This is a genomic window from Desulfotomaculum defluvii, from assembly GCF_054657375.1.
In genome coordinates, this window is the sequence record NZ_BAAHYV010000007.1 from 635,191 (window position 1) to 655,732 (window position 20,542).

Here is a 20,542-nt window from a genome sequence, read left to right on the forward strand (position 1 = left end):
CCAGATGAGAGATCAGATTACAGAAGAATTGAGACAACTGGAAGATGCTATTCCAAAAATGATTGAAATTGCCAAAGGCTTTAAACTAGATTTTTATCCCATGCGTTTTGAAATATGTCCAGGAGATATCCTTTATACCTTTGGAGCCTATGGCATGCCAACGCGTTTTACACACTGGAGTTTTGGAAAAAATTATCATAGAATGAAAACACAATATGATTATAATTTAAGTAGAATTTATGAAATGGTGATTAACTCAAATCCTTGTTATGCTTTTCTATTAGAGGGAAATACAATTATTCAAAATAAGATGGTCTCTGCCCATGTGTTAGCCCACTGTGATTTTTTTAAAAATAATGTTTACTTTAGTCATACCAATCCCAAGGATATTATTGAATCAATGGCTGTGGCAGCGGAAAGATTTCGTCAATATGAACTGATTTATGGGCAACAAAGGGTGGAAAATTTTATTGACACTGTTATGTCCATTCAGGAACATATCGACCCCCATAGGATGGTCAAGAAGAGAAACAACGAAGAGGAGAAAGGATGTTGCTCAAAAAGCAAAAAAATTGGTGATTACGATGACTTGTGGGATTTGGAAAAACCGGCTCATAATTGTGATTGTCAAGGGAATTGCTCAAAGAAAAAACAAACTAAGCTACCACAACAACCAGAAAAGGATCTTCTTTTATTTGTTATGGATAATGCCAAAGGCTTGGAAGAATGGCAGTTGGATATTCTATCAACCCTAAGAGATGAAATGTTATATTTCTGGCCCCAAATGCAAACTAAAATTATGAATGAGGGTTGGGCAACTTATTGGCATCTCAGAATTATGAGGGAAATGGAGCTAAACGAAGCGGAAGTTATTGAGTTTGCCAAAATGAATGCTGGAGTAATTCTTCCCTCCCGTAATAGCATCAATCCCTATTATCTTGGACTTAAGATGTTAGAAGATATTGAAAAGCGTTGGGATAAAGAGTACGGAGAAGGAGCAGGAAGGGAAAAGTTATTTGAAATAAGAGAGATTGACAATGATGTTTCCTTTTTAAGAAACTATTTAACAAAGGAATTAGTAGAAGAACTGGATTTGTATCTTTACCGTAAAGTTGGGCATGACTGGAAAATTGTCGAGAAGAATTGGGAGAAAGTAAGGGATTATTTAGTTTATAGTATGACAAACTGTGGAATTCCAGTGATTATGGTGGCAGATGGAGATTTTGGCCTGCGCGGAGAGTTATACTTGAAACATATTTTTGAAGATAGGGAATTGGACATAAAATACCTGGAAAAGACACTGATACATGTCTACAATCTTTGGAATAGACCTGTTCACCTAGAAACCCAAATAGATAATAAACCTGCATTATTTTCTTTTGATGGAGAAAAGGGCAATCGGAAATTTCTATAAAGTACAAGGAAGTGTCGCAAAACTACTTTTTAGTAGGTATGCGACACTTTTTTTACATTTAAATTTAATAGATATAATAAGGGAACGACACAGGGTTCGTTCCCTTATTATATCTACACAAGAATGATTAGTCATTGTGCAACCCCATGCAAACTTGAAAGTATAAGAGACTTTTCAGCACTGAGGTGGACATACTAAGAAAAAATTACGGGAGGGTAAACTATGAGACCCCTTTGGAAAGGTGCCGTAAGTTTTGGCTTGGTTTATGTACCGGTTAAAATGTATGCAGCCACGGAGAAGAAAAATATTAAATTTAATTATTTACATGAAAAATGTAAAACCCCTGTGCAATATCGTAGATATTGCCCCTATTGTGATACAGAAATTAGTAATGAGGAAATTGTCAAGGGATATGAATATGAAAAGGGAAAATATGTTGTGATGAAAGATGAAGACTTTGAAAGCTTACCTGTTGAGTCTACGAGGAGCATAAATATCGTTGATTTTGTAGATTTAAGTGATATAGACCCGGTATATTTTGAAAAGGCCTATTACCTAGCACCTGGTGAAGGTGGCCAAAAAGTCTATGAACTACTTAAAAAATCCATGCAAGAAACAGGTAAGGTAGCCATTGCCAAGGTTGTTATTCGTAATAAGGAATCTTTAGCTGCCATCAGGGTAGCTGATGGAATTCTTAGCATAAGTACAATGTTTTACCCCGATGAAGTTAGAAAACCACAAGGGATTCCTGAACTAGACTATAAGATTGAAATCCATGATAATGAATTAAAAATGGCCGTAAGCCTAATAAATAATTTATCAGCAACCTTTCAACCGGAAAAATACACCGATGATTATCGACAGCAACTCCTAGAAGTAATTCAAGCAAAAATTGCCGGAGAAGAAGTGGAAACTGTACCTACCGCTCAAACAGATAAAGTAGTGGATTTAATGTCTGCTCTAAAAGCAAGCATCGATTTGGCACAACAAGAAAGAGATAATAAAAATAAAAAGGATGCTCTGAAGAAGAAAGCTACTAGAACTAAAAAGGCTACGGCATCGTAAATGAAAGTTGGAATTAAATGAGCACTAATTTACCAAAAATAAAACCCATGTTAGCTATACAGGCGGACCCCTTTAATAGTGATGATTATTTATATGAGATAAAATGGGATGGTTACAGGGCTCTAGCCTATCTGGATGAGCAAACTACAATCTTATCTCGTAACCTATTGGACCTGACTGAAAGATTTCCAGAGTTGCTGCATTTGCATAATAAAGTTAGTGGCAAACCCGTAATACTAGACGGAGAAATTGTGGTTTTAGATGAAGGGAAACCTTCCTTTAGTAAACTTCAATCCCGAGGTAAAATATCAGATATACTAAAAGTAAAAAGGATGTCAAAGCAAATTCCGGCAACCTTTATCGCCTTTGATGTTTTATACAAAGATGGAGAAAGTATTATGAACCAACCTTTAGAGCTAAGAAAGAAAGATTTAGAGAGAATTGTGGAGCATGGTTCAGATATTATTGTGTCCCAGTATGTATATGGCTCCGGCATACAATTTAGTGAGGCAGTTCGACGGATAGGTCTCGAGGGTGTTATGGCTAAACGTTTGGACAGCCCTTATATTTCTGGTAAAAGGTCAAATGCCTGGAGAAAAATTCGTAACATACGATCAGCAGAATTTGTTATTGCTGGTTGGGATAGGGGTGAAGGACAAAGAAAACTTGGTTCTCTGGTACTTGTTGCCTATGATCAAGGGCAATGGGTTTATATGGGAAAGGTGGGCACAGGCTTTACCAGAGACGAGGAAATTAATTTACTGACTATACTGAATCAGGTAAAGACTGATACAGCGGTTTTTAATCCGGTCAAGGGAGAATTTCGTGCACCAGTCTGGGTCAAACCAGTATTGGTGTGTGAGGTTAATTATACAGAGCTTAGCCCGGATGGTCGTTTGCGTCATCCTAGCTACAAGGGACTTCGGGAGGATAAGAAACCAGAGGAGTGTACCATAAAACAGGTTGAGAAATAAAGAAAAATAGCCTTCAGCCATCAGCCATCAGCTTTAAAACTTTGGAACTGGCCTTGGGCCATGAGTCATGGGCCTTAGGCTTTTTGTAAGTTTTAATTTGGGGTTCTTTAGCTCATAGCCCAAGGCACAGGGCCCATGAGTTAAGGGCTTTAAAGCAAATACATGCAAAAAGAAGTCTATGGTCTAAGGCTCATGCCTAAGGCATTTTAGAAAATCATATTAAGCTGATGGCTGACGGCTGAAGGCAAAGATATATGGATATAAATTACAGTTACCACTAACCAATGAAATATTACAAGGCCTAGGCCATTCTAGCTAACTAGAATTTTATCTGGTATTTTTGTGCTCGATAAAGCAGTGCAGAGCGAGTAATACCTAATAATTGAGCTGCTTTGGTCTGATTACCCTGACTCTTTTCCAGGGCTAACAGAATTAATTCCTTTTCCACTTCATCAAAGGAAATGCCACCTTCTGGAAAATTGATAATAAGTCTAGGATTTGCTTCAATTTTAGTATTATCAACCTTTTGAATTTCCTTTGGTAAATGGTGTGGTTTTATTTCATTGCCTTGGGATAAAATTATTGACCTTTCAATAACATTTTGTAACTCCCGAATATTACCGGGCCATTCGTAGGATATTAATAAACCCATTGCTTCAGGGGACATTCTTTGCTCCTGTGATGGGTTAAATTTTTTAATAAAATGCATAACCAATAGTGGTATATCTTCTTTCCGATCCCTTAATGGGGGCAAATGAATAGGTAATACGTTCAGCCGGTAATATAGATCCTCTCTAAAAGTACCATTTTTGATACATTCTAAGGGATCCCTGTTAGTTGCAGCAATAACCCTAACATTAATTTTTATACTATCTGTTCCACCGACTCTTTCAAATACCTTCTCTTGTAATACCCTAAGAAGCTTTACCTGCATAGATAAAGGCATCTCAGTTATTTCATCAAGGAAGAGAGTACCTTCATTAGCTAATTCAAATCTTCCCAGTTTTCGGGCTACAGCCCCTGTAAAAGCCCCTTTTTCATGTCCGAATAACTCACTTTCCAATAACGATTCAGGAAGTGCTGCGCAGTTAATGGGAACGAAGGGCTTTTCCCGCCGGGAACTGAGTTGATGTATGGAGAGTGCAGTAATTTCTTTACCCGTTCCACTTTCACCAGTGACGAGAACTGTGGCATTACTATCTGCAACTTTTTCTATTAACATACAAACATCTTGAATACCCTGACTGTTACCCACTATTTGACCATATTTTTTATTTAATTCTGAACGGTAAAAGGTTACCTCTTCTTGCAAGTGATTAACCATTAAGGCTTGTTTGACTACTAATTTAAGTTCATCCAGATCAAAGGGTTTTGTTATATAGTCAGTTGCTCCCAGTTTCATTGCCTCAATGGCAGTGTCAATTGTTCCGTGTGCAGTAATCATAATTATTGGGAGTTTTGGTAATATATCTTTAGCCTTAATAAGAACCTCAAGCCCATTCATCTCTGGCATTTTTAAATCTAAAATAACTAGAGAAGGCGTTTCTTTACGAATAATATCAAGACCTTGACTCCCTCTAATTGCAGTAAAAACCTGGTAACCCTCTTGACGTAACCCTCTCTCCAAGGCCCAACACATATGTTCCTCATCATCTATTACCAATATTTTATTCAATCACAACACTTCCTTCCTGTAGGTTGGATTGGGGGAGACTAACATCAAAGGTGGTGCCTGTGGGTGATGTATCGGAAACCCTTATGATACCATTATGCATACGAACTATTTGATGACTTATGGACAAGCCGAGGCCAGCTCCATCCTCCTTGGTAGTATAGAAGGGGTCAAATATACGAGGTAGATCTTTGTCTATAATACCTGTACCAGTATCAGTAAATTGGACCTTAGCGTAATCCTTTTCAGCAAAGGTTTTAATTTTCAGGCTACCACCATTAGGCATAGCTTGAATTGCATTTAAAATTAAATTGACGAACACCTGCTTTATACGATCTGAATCTATATTTGCTTTAGGCAATGGTTCAGTAAATTCCTTAATTAACTTAATATTATTTTGTCTTAGAATAGGATGAGTAAAAGTAAGGATAGATTCAAGCAACCAATTTAAATCAGTTGGGCTTACAATTGGTTTGCTTGGTTTGCCAAAATCTAATAATTCTTGAACAACTTTGTTTCCTCTGTCAATTTGCTCACAAATTACTTTGGTATAGTCTTTAATCCCTTCGAGATTTTTATATTCCCCCTCCATAACTTGAACAGTGGCTCTAACTATACCCAATGGGTTCCTTAACTCATGGGCTACACCAGTAACCAGTCGTCCTAGGGCCACAAGTCTTTCTGAACGCATTAATTCATCCTGGAGTCTTTTTTTCTCTTTTAGGGACTGTGCTAGATTATTGATAGCTTGGACTACTTCCCCGATTTCTCCTGGCATGGAGGGTAGCCGTTTATCAAGGTCTTCCTCCATGCTTAATAGCCCCTTTTTAATTACCTGAACCTCGGATGCTAAATTATGAATTACATACAAGGCTGCTCCTAGACCAAAGATTAATCCTAATAAAGTAAGGTATCTGGCGATAAAACTAAACTGTCTACTTTGGGCAAAAACAGGATGAACACGCTCATCTGCCCAAGCAACTGCTATGAGTTCCCCATTAAGTGTCACAGGCATTAAATACTCAAAGGTTTGATCCCCCAGTGATCCAGTAATTCGGGATAAAGGCTCCTTTGTGGCAGATACCGCTGCTAGACCGGAAGCTGCTTCATTAAATATCCTTTGTTCTCGAGCTTTTTCTTCCGTTGGGTTCATAGGTCTATATTCATGCAAGAAACCATAGACATAGATATCTTTTGAATCCGGCAGATAAAGACCCAAACGCACACCGGGGTTGGCATCGGCCAATGGTTTGGCGGTAATTTTAAATGCCTGTTCTAAAAATTTCTTAATATAAAGATCTTTATTAATTCCTTGGTTAGTTGCTTGAAAAAGTTGCTTATTAAGATCTCTCACGGTTGTATTGACCATTGTACCTAGACGTTCTTCTTTTGTTTTTAATAACATTTCATCTTTGGCACTCGAAAAGAAAATATCATAGGTCATGACTAAAATTGGAATTAACAATATGGCAGAGACTAAAACCATAATTTGAGTAGCAAAGGATTTATTTTTTAAGGTTATCAACAGAATTTATACCCCCCTTATAGGTGTGCGATAACACACACCGGGAAAGAATGACTGTATAATAACAGACAGCACTACTTTCTTTGTTACAAAGGTCACAAAACCAAGCACAATAAAGGTTTTTTATTTAAAACTAAGGGAATCTGGAACGGTATATTTCTCTATTGTTTATTATTGTATAAAAACAAACAATATTTTATTAAAAACAGCCTGATAAAGCTAATTTTCCTATTGGCATGAAGATTGCATATAAAATAGAATAAAAAATAAAAGCATTATATAAGAGTTTTGCTTGCGACTCATTATAACATATTTGAACAATTCCCAAAATGTAAACGTTTGATATTAATCAAAAAACTTCTAGGTTAATTTAAGTAAACTACATTAATGTTTGAAAACAGACAAAAGGTCTAATGGGCGACAGAAAAATCTAGGAAACAAGGTATTATATTCACATGAGGAGGGCTTTCTATGACCAGTTCTCAATTTATAGAATGGGTTCAGGAAAAGTTTGATTCTTGTAACGTTTTCAATGAGATAGAAACTAGTGAAATCATCGTGGAAGTTATCAAAAAGTATTATTCCCTTGGGCAGGATGAGGAGAAAAATAACGACGTTGTAAATGTTTAGTTTTCTCGTAAAGGGTGTGAGTATCTGGTGCCCTGTAATACGGAAAAAAAAGTACGAGATATCATGGTACCTATTCAGGACTATGCAACTGTGTTTTTGGAAAATTCTTTGCGAGATGCCATGTTTGTTCTAAAAAACACTTTCTATTCCGGACATATGGCTGGATCACAGGCTCACCGGTCTGTACTGGTATTTAATAATAAAAAACAATTAGTTGGAACGCTTAGTTTTAGGGATATTATCCGATCTATTCCTATTGATCGTGATGGACCTAAGTGTTGGGATGGGTTATTTACACATGTTTGTTTAACCCAGGCTGATAAAAAAGTTAAGGATATTATGAGGCCGGTTCAAGATATACGGCTTCAGGCTGGGGATAGTATATTAGATGCTATTTTCATGCTAACCAATAATGAAATTGAATTAGTCCCTGTGGAAGAGAAGGAAGAAATTGTTGGTATGATCAGGGCAGTAGAAATATTTAAAGAAGTGAGTGAATTAGTAGAAGCTAATACTTTCTAAAATGATAAAATTAACTTCTGCTTGATAGGTTAAGTGTTAAAAGGGTGAGGGATAAAATGAACAATGTATCTTACCTGAAAACTCAAGAAACAAGTGACACTGAGATAGATAATCTTTTAAACATAATAAATTCAATTCAAGTATCGGAGAACATATTTGAAATTTTGGATATAGACAAAATAATAAGAGCCGGAAAGCTTTGTGCAGCGTATCCGCATTTAAATACCAACATTGTAAAACATAGTTTGATTCTTATGGAACTTATAAACAATGGCTTAGTCAGTTCCGATGCCAATAGTATTTTAGAAACAATGGTAAACATGGGAATGGAAGAAAAACTAAAGGTATTAAAAGTGTTGGTAGAAGCCAGAACGGACTATGCATCCGGTGAAGCAAAGGTTGTCCAATATTTCTGCCATTAAAAAAAGTAATGGGGTGATTGTATTGGATAAAAAAATAAATAGAAAAGTTAAACATAAGCATGAGCAAAATTTAAAAATTATGTTAAATGAGCTAAGAAATTATAATGACCGGGGCGGTGCCCCCCTAGAATATTTAGCCGAAAAATGTGGTGTAAGTACAAGACAGGTCTACCGTTATTTAAATGAATTGCAAAATCTAGGGTATGAAATTCTTAAAACAACTCAGCATAATGCAGAATCTTCTGGGGGCTATACTATAAGAGAAAAAGATGAAAGTTCTACTGCGGAATTATTATTGCTTAATATGCTATCGGATCTTGAATTTGTTCGCAATGAAATACAGTATGCACGTTATTTCCTTAAAGAATTATTAGTACGAACCTGGATGTGTCAAGCAGGTATTGTTATACCCTTTGATATTTCACTGTTCTCCTTACATAGTGAGGACGCAGTTTACGTTGGTCGTAAGACTATGGTTATTTCAAAATCACCTGAAAGCTCCTGGGAGGAGATAAAAATCAGGGTTTCTGCAAAAGTTCTCAGTGGTGTTTATCAAGTTCTAGGAAGTGAGGTTGTTTCAAAACAAAAACTTAGAGATGGCTCATTTGTGTTGTTTATCCGGACCAATAGAAGCAGAGAAATGGCAGGCTTGTTAACTGTGTGGGGTAGTGAAGTTGATGTATTAGAACCAGGATATCTTCGTTTTAAAGTTCTTAACAACTGTAAAGATATTCTCCACAACAGTAGGCTAAGAAGGTTGGACAAAAATGAAATAATTTCTACGAAAAGTAAGTATTTAATTAGTTATTAAAAAGGGGGGAGGAGAGGATGTGAAGGAAAAAAGAATTCAAGACTTAATGACACTAATTGATCAAAAGTTTGTCATTCAAGTACAAGATAGTTTGGTCACAGCAATTACTGTACTAGGGCAAAGTATTTCACAAAAGGGTGTTGCCGGTATAGTGGTAATAGACACTTGTCAAAAACCAGTGGGACTTTTGACTTTTCAGGAGATAATAAAAGCCATCAGTCCGAAAACACTCCCAGCAGATAAATATTATGGTGGGTGGAATATATCTGGTTTTTTGGTAAAGCCCCTTCTGTGGGAAGGATTGTTTACACAACGTCTTAAGGAAGAAATGAATTCTCCTGTACATTACTGGATGAAAACAATAAATGAGGTTAGTGTTAAAGATGACGAAACACTAATAAGTGCTGCGGAAAAATTTACCAATAGTGGTTCAAACCTACTTTTTGTCTTGCACGGAGATAATCCAGTGGGTCTTATTTCGTCAGATTCGCTTATTTGCGAGATGTGTGATTTGATTGACATACCACTTAGCCAAAGCGTTGAATTAACTGGCTGAGATGAGGTAATAAGTACTTTTTTTTAATCCTAACGAAGCTCTTTATTTCACAAATTAAGATGACTTCTATTACATCTTGTTTATAGCACCTTATGATAAACGAAATAATTTTGTTGGAGGCATGTACTATGAATATTTTAAAGTACGTACCGATTTTGGATACTCTGAAAAACTATGATAAAAAAGATTTCCGCTTTGACCTTATCGCAGCACTAACAGTAGCTGTTGTTGCTTTACCCCAAACTATGGCCTATGCCATGATTGCAGGTGTTCACCCTGCTTACGGTCTCTATGCCGGGATTGTCTTAACAATTCTAGCATCCTCCTTTGGTAGCTCACACCAGTTGGCTACAGGTCCAACCAATGCTATTTCTTTGTTAATAGCAGCCTATATGGCAGCCTATGTTGGGCAGGATAACTTCTTTGGAAATTTGTTTTTACTTACTTTCTTGGTTGGTGCCATTCAGTTTGCCATGGGTGTATTTAGACTTGGGTCCTTGGTAAACTATGTTTCTCATGCAGTTATTGTAGGTTTTACAGCTGGTGCTGGTATTATCATTGCCATGGGACAGCTAAATAACTTACTGGGTGTTAAGCTGCCCTCTGGTCACTTATCTAGTATCGATAAGGTAGTAGCTTGTTTCCAAAGCCTGGATCAAATGAATTATGTAGCATTTGGCATTGGATTGTTTACAATTGCAGTTATTTTAATTAGTAAAAAAATAAATAAGAATATCCCCGGGGCTTTATTAGGTGTTATCTTATCTGTGGTTTTAGTCATGACCATGGGTTTGGAAAAGTATGGCATAAAGGTGGTAGGTGAAATACCCCAAGCTATTCCTCCCCTTAGTATGCCGAACTTTAGTCCAACTGCAGTAGCTGATCTAGGTGCTGGGGCTTTGGTTATAGCCATCATTGGACTGGTGGAAGCCGTTTCTATTTCCAAGGCCATTGCTTCAAAAACGTTGCAGAAAATTGATCCAAACCAGGAGTTTATTGGTCAGGGTATTGCTAATATGGGTGGTTCCTTCTTTAGTAGTATTGCTGGATCTGGTTCCTTTACCCGTTCAGCTATTACTTTCCAAAATGGAGGTAAAACTCGTCTGGCAGGTGTTTTAGTAGGTTTTATTATCTTGTTAGTTTTGATTTTCTTTGCTCCCTATGCCAGATATATTCCTAATGCCAGCTTAGCAGGTGTAATTATGATCGTGGCTTACTCCATGATCGATAAAAAGGCATTGGTAAAGGTTCTTAAAACTAATAGAAATGATGCCATTGTTTTATTGATTACCATGTTTACCACTATTTTTGCCCCAGAATTAGAACAGGCAATCTACGCTGGTGTTGCAATATCCTTAATCCTTTACTTAAAAGACTCTGGTGTTGCCTCCGTTAAAACTCTGGCACCGGTCAGGGCCAATGATGGTAGGTTTGTAGAACAGGCAATAAATGGACAGAACCCGTCTATTTCTATCTTCCAGTTGGAAGGCAATTTGTACTTTGGCTCATCTGCGGATCTGGAAAGAAAGCTATCGGATGGCTACTCAGATTCTAAGGTCTTTATGATTCGATTCAAGGGAATATCTGTTATTGATATTACAGCTTTGGAAGTTATTGAAGCATTTATAAACCGTGCCCATGGTGATAACAAAAAGGTTATTTTATCTGGCGTAACACCGAAAATTCTTAAAATGCTAGATAAAATGCACATTGTAGAACATATTGGCAAGGAAAACATCTTCATGGAAGATGATGAAGTATTTGCTACCTCTGGTAAGGCTTTGGACGAAGCAAGTTCCTTTGTACGCAAGGTTAGTTACAGTAATCAAGAGGGATATGTTCATACCTAAGAATGAAAGTACTATGATCTGGATCTGTTAAAAGTAAAAGTTATAAAACTAAATTTTATAATAATTATATAATTAGTACAATATGGCAGGGTTAGATTCCCTTGACTTATTGTATGAAAAAAAATTTCCCATAATAAATAAAAAAAGCGATATTTGATCGCTTTTTTTATTTTAACTTAGTAAATTGAAGTATATTAAAGAAATCAGAAACAATTTTAAGCTAATCTTTATATACTCTGCTTCTTGAAGCTGTACAAAAATTCACGAAACAGTTATCTTAAGACAAAGCATTATGTCATAATTATAAATCGTCTCTTTTTCTTTTTTTATGATGTGGCAGACAAGATGCGAAGTATTACTTGGCATGGGGTAGGCCAGCACATTGTAAACGGAATCTTTCCGAACATTGTGCTGGCCTTTTTAGTTTACGGGCATACTTATAATGTAAGGGGGGAAGATTTATGGTAGGAACCTCTAAATGTGGCTTATGTATAAATAAAGATCAGTGTGAAATTAGACTAAAACTTAATAACCTTATGCAGGAAGCCATTACAATGGTTGAAGCTGAGGTAAAACGCCAAGCACCCGGAGAAATTGATTATATGATTGTAACAGATATTTCCGTAATTCCTACTCGCTGCCAGCATTTTAGATGTCGGGAAGGGGATTTGGAAGTTAATCGTAAAAGAGAACGACTTTTCTTTTTTGGCAATGAAATAGCACCCAGTGCAGTGTAACTCCTGATTATTCAGGAGTTTTTTATTAGCTATTAGTCATTAGCTTTTAGCCATTAGCCTTTTAGCTCTCTTGAAAAATTATCATGATTACCATAAACCTATGTCATCCTAACGGAAAGATTAAGATCCTTCGCTGTCACTCCGGGATGACATGAAAAACCTTTAACTAACAGCTAATGGCTAAGAGCTAACAGCTAAACAGTGGTGACAAAATAATTTAATCCCACGAGAAAATAAGCAATGGTTCAAGAACCAAAGGGAAGTGATAAAAATCACAAAAAACAAATCAAAATCACACTGTACATAAAATTTGTGATTTATTACATTTAAGCCACAAAGAGTAATGACAAATTGAACCTAGGCGATTTGGCATTAGTTAGGGGGCTGGTAAATGTCACAGTCCAGTCTAGAAAAAAAGATTTGCGATGAATTCGTTAAATTTCAAAGATTATTAGTTGGTCGAGGCCCAGAGTGTACTAGGGCAATTATTTGTAGAGACATGGTTATTATTAGGTCAACGGGAGTTTTGACCAAGGAAGAGAAGCATGTTAGTAGCAGTCGTAAAGGAAGAGCCTTAGTTAAGCAGTTAAGAGTAGAGCTTAGAGATACTTATGTAGAACAGATTGAAAAAATAATTAGTGAAATCACCCAATGTAAGGTTAAGAGTAGTCATGGAGATATCAGTATTCGAACTGGTGAATGCATAGAAGTATTTATCTTGGATGTGGATTTAGAGAAAAAAATTAAATCTACTGGTGATTAAGCTCTTAGAATAAAGGGCCTGATTACTAGGCGGAATTAAAGTTGGTAGGTATTTCGCTAAGCGAGACTTGGTGATAACAGACCAGCGTTATCAATGGCAGATTGTTCTGCTTTGTTAAACGCTGGTCTGTTATTTTTGTCTTACGAAGGGAGGAGATATATAGGAAGTGATAATGCATGACACTATTTAGGTTATAAAATTATAGACATCTAATATCTAAATGTTAGTAAAGGAGTGTGGGTATATGAGCAATAATATAAAAAGAGTCATGTTTATTCTTATTGGGGTTGCTCTTTTCTTAGCTTTTTATTTAGCTCCACAATTTAGCCCGGCAATTGATCCTTCAGGTAAAGCTTTTGAACTTTCTCAGGAAGGCAAAGCTGCCATTGGTCTTTTCTTATTGGCTGGGATTTGGTGGGTTTTTGAAGTAACTCCCATTGGTGTTACAAGTATTGCCATAGGTGTAGTTCAGGCATTATTTTTAATTCGACCGGCAAAAGAAGCCTTTAGAGACTTTATGGATCCCACAGTATTGTTTATTTTAGGATCGCTACTAATCGGTTTAGCCTTTACAAAGGCTGGTATTACCAAACGCCTTGCTTATAAAATGTTGGATATAGTGGGAGAGGATACACGTAAGATTTTGCTTGGGGTTTTTGTTATAACTGCTTTATTAACCCATATTATGGCTCACACAGCTGTGGCAGCCACCATGTTTCCCATATTAATAGCAATTTTAGCATTATACGGTGAAAACCCGGATGGTAAACCTAGTAAATTTGGTAAGGCACTGTTTATTGGTATGGCCTATACAGCAGGTGCTGGTAGTATTTGTACTCTTTTAGGCGGTGCCCGTAACCCTGCTGCAGTAGGTTTTTATACAGAGTTTACCGGGACAGAGGTATCTTTCCTTGAATTTTCAGCACATTTGGCACCCTTCGGCTGGTTGACTGTGTTTTTGATCTGGGCATTATTACTGATTATTTATAAACCTGAAAAAACAAAGATTCCTGGTCTTCGGGAGAAGGCTAGGGCTGAATATGCAAAACTTGGCCCAGTAACCAAACAAGAAATCTTTGTTGGTATTGTTGTATTCTGTGCATTATCAATGCTGGTTCTCCAAGCAATAGTTCCGGCTTTAAAAACAATGGATCGTTCCGTACCGTTACTGTTGGCTGGATTACTTTTCTTCTTGTCAAACATCTTAACGGTAGAAGATTTAGAAAAGAAAATACCCTGGAATATTGTATTACTCTTCTCAGGTGCTATGAGTATTGGTTTCTGTCTCTGGCAGACTGGGGCTGCCCAGTGGATAGCTGTTAAATGGTTAGCCATGTTGGTGGATGCTCATTGGTTAATATTCGTTTTGGGTATATGCTTCCTGGTAATGATCTTAACTAACTTTATTATGAACGTTGCAGCCATTGCCATCACCCTGCCGGTTGCACTGGTTATTGCCCAATATTTAGGGGTAAACCCCGAATTAATTCTCTATGGTGCCACCGCAATGGCCGGAATGCCCTTCTTGTTATTAATTGGTGCAGCCCCGAACGCCATGGCTTATGAATCCAAGCAATTTACTACTGGCGAATTTTTTAAAACAGGTATACCAGCAAGTGCTATGCTTCTATGTATTTTAGTATTAATGACCTTTACCTACTGGCCATTAATTGGGATGTCACCTTTGTTACATTAAAGTTGGCAGCAACCCCTTATTCTAAGTAAAATTTCGTTGACTATTGACACACCTGGAGTATAATTTCAGGTGTGTCGACATAACGAACCCCTATAACTAATTCAGATTGAGAGGGAGAATTGTGGAAGGAAACAGCCAGGTGATTTTTGCTACAACAGTTTTTTTACTGACTTATGCTATTATCATTTCAGAAAAAATTCATAGAGCAGTTATCGCACTTTTGGGTGCAATGATAGTCATTGTCGGGGGTGTACTTCATCAGGAAAAGGCCGTAGAGGCAATTGATTTTAATACCATAGGCCTTTTGGTTGGTATGATGATTATCGTTGGTATTGCCAGAAATTCTGGTGTTTTTGAATATTTGGCTGTAAAAGCAGCTAAAACCAGTAAGGGTGAGCCCCTAGCCATATTGGTATCTTTATCGATCATTACGGCAATTTTGTCTGCCCTATTGGATAACGTAACAACTGTGCTTCTAATTGTTCCAGTGACCTTTTCCATTGCCAAGGCTCTGGAAATAAATCCATCTCCTATTTTGATTTCCGAGGTATTAGCATCTAATATTGGGGGTACTTCAACCCTCATTGGTGACCCACCAAATATTATGATTGGTTCGGCCACAGGCCTTGGTTTTATGGACTTTGTTATAAACCTTACCCCAGTAATTATAGTTATTATGGCTGTCACAGTGTTTCTTTTAAAGATTATTTACAGAAAACAACTGGTGGTTAGAGAAGAGTTAAAGCAAAACATTATGGCTATGAATCCCCAGGATGAAATAAGGGATGTTACATTATTAAAGAAATCCTTATTCGTCATCAGTTTAACCATTGGTGGTTTCCTGCTACACCAGTATGTCCACTTAGAATCTGCTACCATTGCTTTGGCAGGAGCAGCATTATTACTACTTATCACAGGTGCTGAACCAGAGCATGCCTTGGCTGCGGTGGAGTGGCCCGTTATTTTCTTCTTCGCTGGTCTCTTTATTCTTGTTGGTTCTCTGGAAGAAGTGGGTGTAATAGAATGGATTGCTAAAGAAGCTTTAAGATTTACCGGTGGAGAATTATTACCCACGGGCATGTTGATACTTTGGCTATCAGCCATCGCATCTGCCTTTGTTGATAATATTCCCTTTGTGGCTACCATGATTCCATTGATCCAAGATATGGGGAGATTAGGTGGTATCACCGACCTTAATCCCCTATGGTGGTCTTTGTCCTTGGGTGCCTGCCTTGGCGGCAATGGTACGATTATTGGCGCATCTGCCAACGTAGTGGTGGCAGGAATGGCAGAAAAACGTGGTATCAAGTGGACTTTTATAGGATTTATGAAAGTTGCCTTTCCTCTTATGCTGGTATCAATTATTATATCAACCATATATCTATACTTCTTTTATTTGAGTTAATATTAGTCAAACTGGTATTTGGAGGAGTGATGTCCTCTGGAAGTCATAAAACCACTTGTCCCTGGACATAAGCGTGGAAAACATAATCACGAAGAAAACCTTGCTATTGTAATAAGGGAACTCCGCTCAGGTTCTAATGCAGAGGGGGTGACCCTGGAACATTTAGCAAATATTTGTGGTGTTAGTAAAAGACATATTTATCGATATCTTAGGGAGTTAGAAGAAATGGGACTGCCCATAGAAAGACCTTTAACTATCTATCCAGGCAGATCTGGGGGCGGACTTTATAAATTGAAATCTGACTCTCAGTTGGTAGAGTTAGGATTATTAATGATTTTGAACCAGGTGCAAGAATACCAGCGCAAACAATATAAGCAATACTTATTTTTAAAAAACATAATTATTTATCAATTAGCTTACAGGTGTGGTTTCAGAATACCACTAATTTCATTTAATTATTTAATGGAAAAGGATTGTGAAAATTAAAACACACCCAATACCCTGCTCCTTCTCAATGAGAATGAGACAGGGTCTTTTTATCTAAAAAAGTTTAAAACTAAGAATTTGGCAACTAATTAAAGTAATTAAGAGATAAGTATAATTAATAATGGAACAAGGTGATTATCCAGGCTGTACATAATTATTTTAAATTTGTAATTTAAAGACACAAACAGTTGTCATTACAAGACATAGGGAATTGTCAGTAAAAAGTTAAATTGCCAAATAGATATGTTTGAAAATGAAATAGGTTATATTGGTGATTTATCAAAATTAAACCTTAGATTGAGATAGTTTTGTCATTCACATGATATGGTTTGTGTGAAAAATAACAATTTAAATAGCACCTTTTAATATAGTTAGTGTATTGCTACAAAGGGGGACGGCCATTTGAGTCAGCAATTATTAGAAAAACAAATTTGTGAGGCCTTTATTAAATTTCAAAGGGAATTAGTAGGGCGAGGGCCTGAAATCACAAAAGCTATGATTTGCCGTGATATGGTGGTACTTCGTTCTAGGGGTGTATTAACTAAAGAGGAAAAACATGTTAGTAGTAGTAATAAGGGTCGCGCCTTGGTAAAACAATTAAGAATGGAACTTAGGGAATCCTACCTTGAAAGAATAGAAAAAATAATTTCGGATATTACCAAGTGTCAGGTTATGAGCAGTCATGGAGATATTAGTATTCGAACGGGAGAACAGATAGAGGTTTTTATCCTAAATACAGACCTTGAGAAAAAATGCAAATAAACTAAACTGGCTAAATGTTGTTTAGGGCATGCGGCGAGTTAATAATATTTGAATGTTGGTAGGCAGGATACAGAGCTGTAAAGGCTAGGTATAAAGTAAACCAACGTTATATTGGTTATTTCACAGAAATACCCAATATAACGTTGGTTTTTATTTTTTAGGAAAGGAGGCTAGGGTAATTTAAACACAGTAAAAGGCGCACTAGTAGAATTATTAATATACAAGGTCTCTTTAGTAAAACTCTTTGAAAAAGTAAATGAACTAAGCACCTTAATATTAACGAGAGGTGATTTGCATGAGTAAAGAGGTAAAAAGATATTTCTTTGTATTTTTAGGTTTTGCAGTATTGCTTTTATTCAATTTTATGCCTCAATTGGCACCAGCCATTGACCCAATGGGGAAATCCTTTGAATTATCCCAATCTGGTAAAGCTGGCATAGGTTTGTTTTTATTGGCAGGTATTTGGTGGGTGTTTGAGGTAATACCCATTGGTGTTACCAGTATTGCCATAGGTATATTACAGCCGGTATTTGGTATCCGCAGTGCAAACGATGCATTTAGGGATTTTATGGACCCCACAGTAATGTTTATCCTCGGCTCTTTATTAGTAGGTATTGCCTTTACCCAATGTGGTATTACCAAAAGAGCAGCCTATAAAATGTTAGTGGTAGTAGGGGAAGATACAAGAAAGATATTACTTGGTGTATTTGTCCTTACTGCTTTACTAACCCACGTGATGGCTCATACTGCTGTAGCTGGAGCGATGTTTCCAATTCTGCTGTCAATCTTAGCGTTATATGGTGAAGACACAACCAAACCCAGTAAGTTTGGTAAAGCACTATTTATGGGAATGGCCTTTACAGCGGGTGCTGGAAGTATCTGTACTATGATGGGCGGGGCCCGTAACCCTGCTGCAGTAGGCTTCTATAAAGAATTCACCGGTCAAGATGTTGGTTTTCTTGAATTTTCTGCTGCCTTAGCCCCCTTTGGCTGGCTAACCGTTTTCCTGGTATTTTTATTAATGATTACTATATATAAACCAGAAAAACTAAAGGTGCCTGGTTTGAGACAGCGAGCCCAAGTAGAGCTTGATAAGCTGGGTCCTATTACTAAACAGGAAATCTTTGTGGTGTCAGTGGTGGCTCTAGCTCTTTGTACCCTAATCTTTAAACAATACGTTCCTTTCTTGAAGAACATGGATCGTTCAATTCCTCTGTTGGCAGCAGGGTTAATCTTCTTTGTAACCAAAATACTAACAGTAAAAGAACTGGAGAAATCAATTTCCTGGAACATCGTGTTATTATTCTCCGGTGCTATGAGTATTGGTTTTGCCCTCTGGCAAACCGGTGCCGCAGAATGGATGGCAGTTAGCTGGCTTTCCATTATCGAGGATGCTCCTTGGATAGTATTCCTTTTGGGCATATCCTTCTTAGTACTAATTTTAACTAACTTTATAATGAACGTAGCCGCTATCTCTATCTGCTTGCCCGTTGCTCTAGTCATTGCCAAATATTTGGGTGTAAACCCTGAGGTAGTTTTATATTCATCGGTAGCAATGGCAGGTATGCCCTTCCTTCTACTAATAGGAGCAGCTCCCAATGCCATTGCCTATGAATCTAAGCAATTTAGTACAGGTGAGTTCTTTATGACCGGAATTCCTGCTAGCTTAACGATTCTAGCACTGGTTGCCATCTTCTCTCTAACTTTTTGGCCGATTATTGGTATCCCTGCTGTCATACATTAGTCCTCAGAGACACACTGGTTTATAAAACCAGTGTGTCTCATATAAATAAGAAGTCTTTCGACAAAATTCTTGTAAAGGTTCTATTTCAGGAATATAATTATTGATGGCAGTAAGGGTCTGATGTTCAAATAACTATAGGAGAGGAGACGCAGATGGAAGGAAACAGTCAAGTCATATTAGCTAGTGTTGTTTTTTTATTAACCTACGCCATTATTATCTCAGAAAAGATCCATAGAACAGTAATCGCCCTAGTGGGCGCTATGATTTTTATTATTACTGGTATCTTAAATCAAGAAGAGGCAATTCACCATATCGATTTTAATACCATTGGTTTGCTAGTAGGTATGATGGTTATTGTGGGAATTACTAGGCAATCAGGAGTATTTGAGTATTTAGCAGTAAAGTCTGCCAAATATAGTAAAGGGGAACCACTGGCCATCATGGTGGCATTATCCTTAATAACTGCCGTTTTATCAGCCCTATTGGATAATGTTACTACCGTACTATTGATTGTACCCGTTACTTTCTCCATTGCTAGATCCTTGGAAATTAACCCTATGCCAATCCTATTAGCTGAAATTCTCGCATCAAATATAGGGGGTACTTCTACTCTAATCGGTGACCCACCTAACATTATGATTGGTTCTGCTGTAGGCTTGGGCTTTATGGATTTTGTTGTAAATTTACTTCCCGTAGTCGTTGTAATTATGATAGTAACTATTTTTCTGCTAAAAATGATTTATAAAAATTCCTTTAACGTTCGTGAAGAACTAAAAAAGAACATTATGGATATGAATGAAAATGATGAAATAAAAGACCATAAGCTACTCAAGCAATCACTGTTTGTTCTTGCTGTAACCATTGGCGGCTTCCTATTACACCAGTCCTTGCACTTGGAATCCGCTACTGTGGCACTGGCCGGGGCGGCATTATTGCTGTTGATTACCCGTCAAGAACCTGAACACGCCCTTGAAGCAGTTGAGTGGCCGGTTATTTTCTTCTTTGCTGGTCTGTTCATATTAGTTGGCGGTCTGGTAGAGGTTGGAATCATTGAATGGATTGCAGCTAAGGCACTAGAAATAACTGGCGGAGAACTGCTTACTACGGGTATGTTAATTCTCTGGCTGTCTGCCATTGCCTCAGCCTTTGTGGATAACATTCCCTTTGTGGCTACTATGATTCCGTTAATTCAAGATATGGGTCGTTTAGGCGGTATGACTAACCTCGACCCTCTCTGGTGGTCTCTGTCCCTGGGTGCCTGTCTGGGTGGCAATGGTACAATTATTGGTGCCTCCGCCAACGTAGTCGTGATTGGTATGGCTGAGAAGCAAGGAGTTAAATTTACTTTTCTTGGCTTCATGAAAGTGGCTTTTCCCTTAATGATTGTATCAATAATTATTTCTTCTATTTACTTGTATTTCTTCTATTTAACTTAAATAATAGCTCGGCATATTGCCGAGCTATTATTTTTTGATAGTTGGGGTAAAGATAAAGAAAAGGAGGGAGGC

19 protein-coding genes are annotated in these 20,542 nt (G+C 37.3%); 17 read left to right on the forward strand and 2 right to left on the reverse strand.

Annotated features, from left to right (window positions below; translation table 11 throughout):
- The first annotated feature begins 4 nt into the window (after nucleotides 1-4).
- The 3 genes from ACYQ03_RS10220 to ligD all read left to right on the forward strand — a co-directional run bounded on the left by ACYQ03_RS10220 (nucleotide 5) and on the right by ligD (nucleotide 3,453).
- Nucleotides 5-1,414, forward strand: a complete 1,410-nt coding sequence (locus ACYQ03_RS10220) for a SpoVR family protein (protein ID WP_459909731.1) — start codon at nucleotides 5-7, stop codon at nucleotides 1,412-1,414.
- A gap of 222 nt (nucleotides 1,415-1,636) precedes the next feature.
- Nucleotides 1,637-2,479, forward strand: a complete 843-nt coding sequence (gene ku, locus ACYQ03_RS10225; protein WP_459909733.1) for a non-homologous end joining protein Ku — start codon at nucleotides 1,637-1,639, stop codon at nucleotides 2,477-2,479.
- Nucleotides 2,480-2,496: 17 nt separating this feature from the next.
- On the forward strand, nucleotides 2,497-3,453 hold the full coding sequence (gene ligD / locus ACYQ03_RS10230; protein ID WP_459909735.1) for a non-homologous end-joining DNA ligase: 957 nt from the start codon (nucleotides 2,497-2,499) through the stop codon (nucleotides 3,451-3,453).
- A gap of 319 nt (nucleotides 3,454-3,772) precedes the next feature.
- On the opposite strand, the gene ACYQ03_RS10235 is transcribed toward ligD, so the two are convergent.
- Both ACYQ03_RS10235 and ACYQ03_RS10240 read right to left on the reverse strand, forming a co-directional pair.
- On the reverse strand, nucleotides 3,773-5,128 hold the full coding sequence (locus tag ACYQ03_RS10235; protein WP_459909737.1) for a sigma-54-dependent transcriptional regulator: 1,356 nt from the start codon (nucleotides 5,126-5,128) through the stop codon (nucleotides 3,773-3,775).
- Nucleotides 5,121-6,653, reverse strand: coding sequence for an ATP-binding protein (locus ACYQ03_RS10240; RefSeq protein WP_459910796.1), 1,533 nt, complete (start codon nucleotides 6,651-6,653; stop codon nucleotides 5,121-5,123). Before ACYQ03_RS10240 ends, ACYQ03_RS10235 begins: the two co-directional genes overlap by 8 nt.
- Nucleotides 6,654-7,121: 468 nt before the next feature.
- Between ACYQ03_RS10240 and ACYQ03_RS10245 the strand changes: the two genes are divergently transcribed.
- From ACYQ03_RS10245 to ACYQ03_RS10310, 14 genes are all read left to right on the forward strand, one after another.
- A complete protein-coding gene (locus ACYQ03_RS10245) occupies nucleotides 7,122-7,280 on the forward strand; it encodes a hypothetical protein (protein ID WP_459909739.1) in 159 nt (52 codons plus the stop codon).
- A gap of 27 nt (nucleotides 7,281-7,307) precedes the next feature.
- Nucleotides 7,308-7,802 (forward strand): CBS domain-containing protein, encoded by a 495-nt coding sequence (locus tag ACYQ03_RS10250; protein WP_459909741.1) that lies wholly within the window; start codon nucleotides 7,308-7,310, stop codon nucleotides 7,800-7,802.
- 56 nt (nucleotides 7,803-7,858) lie between these two features.
- On the forward strand, nucleotides 7,859-8,224 hold the full coding sequence (locus ACYQ03_RS10255) for a hypothetical protein (protein WP_459909743.1): 366 nt from the start codon (nucleotides 7,859-7,861) through the stop codon (nucleotides 8,222-8,224).
- 13 nt (nucleotides 8,225-8,237) lie between these two features.
- Nucleotides 8,238-9,035 carry a WCX domain-containing protein gene (locus ACYQ03_RS10260; RefSeq protein WP_459910797.1) on the forward strand — a complete coding sequence of 266 codons (798 nt, stop codon included), beginning with the start codon at nucleotides 8,238-8,240 and terminating at the stop codon, nucleotides 9,033-9,035.
- 19 nt (nucleotides 9,036-9,054) lie between these two features.
- On the forward strand, nucleotides 9,055-9,591 hold the full coding sequence (locus ACYQ03_RS10265; RefSeq protein ID WP_459909745.1) for a CBS domain-containing protein: 537 nt from the start codon (nucleotides 9,055-9,057) through the stop codon (nucleotides 9,589-9,591).
- Between the two features lie 128 nt (nucleotides 9,592-9,719).
- Nucleotides 9,720-11,441, forward strand: coding sequence for a SulP family inorganic anion transporter (locus ACYQ03_RS10270; RefSeq protein ID WP_459909747.1), 1,722 nt, complete (start codon nucleotides 9,720-9,722; stop codon nucleotides 11,439-11,441).
- A 461-nt stretch (nucleotides 11,442-11,902) separates the two neighbouring features.
- Nucleotides 11,903-12,178 carry a hypothetical protein gene (locus tag ACYQ03_RS10275; protein ID WP_459909749.1) on the forward strand — a complete coding sequence of 92 codons (276 nt, stop codon included), beginning with the start codon at nucleotides 11,903-11,905 and terminating at the stop codon, nucleotides 12,176-12,178.
- A gap of 391 nt (nucleotides 12,179-12,569) precedes the next feature.
- On the forward strand, nucleotides 12,570-12,941 hold the full coding sequence (locus ACYQ03_RS10280) for a Na-translocating system protein MpsC family protein (RefSeq protein WP_459909751.1): 372 nt from the start codon (nucleotides 12,570-12,572) through the stop codon (nucleotides 12,939-12,941).
- Between the two features lie 244 nt (nucleotides 12,942-13,185).
- Nucleotides 13,186-14,637: a DASS family sodium-coupled anion symporter gene (locus tag ACYQ03_RS10285; RefSeq protein WP_459909753.1), complete on the forward strand. Its 1,452-nt coding sequence runs from the start codon at nucleotides 13,186-13,188 to the stop codon at nucleotides 14,635-14,637.
- 121 nt (nucleotides 14,638-14,758) lie between these two features.
- On the forward strand, nucleotides 14,759-16,042 hold the full coding sequence (locus tag ACYQ03_RS10290; RefSeq protein WP_459909755.1) for an ArsB/NhaD family transporter: 1,284 nt from the start codon (nucleotides 14,759-14,761) through the stop codon (nucleotides 16,040-16,042).
- 147 nt (nucleotides 16,043-16,189) lie between these two features.
- Nucleotides 16,190-16,528 (forward strand): hypothetical protein, encoded by a 339-nt coding sequence (locus ACYQ03_RS10295; RefSeq protein ID WP_459909757.1) that lies wholly within the window; start codon nucleotides 16,190-16,192, stop codon nucleotides 16,526-16,528.
- Between the two features lie 402 nt (nucleotides 16,529-16,930).
- Nucleotides 16,931-17,290, forward strand: a complete 360-nt coding sequence (locus ACYQ03_RS10300) for a Na-translocating system protein MpsC family protein (protein ID WP_459909759.1) — start codon at nucleotides 16,931-16,933, stop codon at nucleotides 17,288-17,290.
- A 295-nt stretch (nucleotides 17,291-17,585) separates the two neighbouring features.
- The gene (locus tag ACYQ03_RS10305) at nucleotides 17,586-19,034 is read left to right on the forward strand and encodes an SLC13 family permease (protein ID WP_459909761.1); all 1,449 of its coding nucleotides are present in this window, start codon (nucleotides 17,586-17,588) and stop codon (nucleotides 19,032-19,034) included.
- A 152-nt stretch (nucleotides 19,035-19,186) separates the two neighbouring features.
- Nucleotides 19,187-20,470, forward strand: a complete 1,284-nt coding sequence (locus tag ACYQ03_RS10310; protein ID WP_459909763.1) for an ArsB/NhaD family transporter — start codon at nucleotides 19,187-19,189, stop codon at nucleotides 20,468-20,470.
- Nucleotides 20,471-20,542: the final 72 nt, after the last annotated feature.

Excerpts from the sequence above, each read along its gene's own strand:
- ACYQ03_RS10220 (WP_459909731.1), top strand. The coding sequence starts at position 5 with ATGAGAGATCAGATTACAGAAGAATTGAGACAACTGGAAGATGCTATT.
- ACYQ03_RS10285 (WP_459909753.1), top strand. The coding sequence starts at position 13,186 with ATGAGCAATAATATAAAAAGAGTCATGTTTATTCTTATTGGGGTTGCT.
- ACYQ03_RS10310 (WP_459909763.1), top strand. The coding sequence starts at position 19,187 with ATGGAAGGAAACAGTCAAGTCATATTAGCTAGTGTTGTTTTTTTATTA.
- ACYQ03_RS10245 (WP_459909739.1), top strand. The coding sequence starts at position 7,122 with ATGACCAGTTCTCAATTTATAGAATGGGTTCAGGAAAAGTTTGATTCT.
- ACYQ03_RS10305 (WP_459909761.1), top strand. The coding sequence starts at position 17,586 with ATGAGTAAAGAGGTAAAAAGATATTTCTTTGTATTTTTAGGTTTTGCA.
- ku (WP_459909733.1), top strand. The coding sequence starts at position 1,637 with ATGAGACCCCTTTGGAAAGGTGCCGTAAGTTTTGGCTTGGTTTATGTA.
- ligD (WP_459909735.1), top strand. The coding sequence starts at position 2,497 with ATGAGCACTAATTTACCAAAAATAAAACCCATGTTAGCTATACAGGCG.
- ACYQ03_RS10275 (WP_459909749.1), top strand. The coding sequence starts at position 11,903 with ATGGTAGGAACCTCTAAATGTGGCTTATGTATAAATAAAGATCAGTGT.
- ACYQ03_RS10280 (WP_459909751.1), top strand. The coding sequence starts at position 12,570 with ATGTCACAGTCCAGTCTAGAAAAAAAGATTTGCGATGAATTCGTTAAA.
- ACYQ03_RS10255 (WP_459909743.1), top strand. The coding sequence starts at position 7,859 with ATGAACAATGTATCTTACCTGAAAACTCAAGAAACAAGTGACACTGAG.
- ACYQ03_RS10270 (WP_459909747.1), top strand. The coding sequence starts at position 9,720 with ATGAATATTTTAAAGTACGTACCGATTTTGGATACTCTGAAAAACTAT.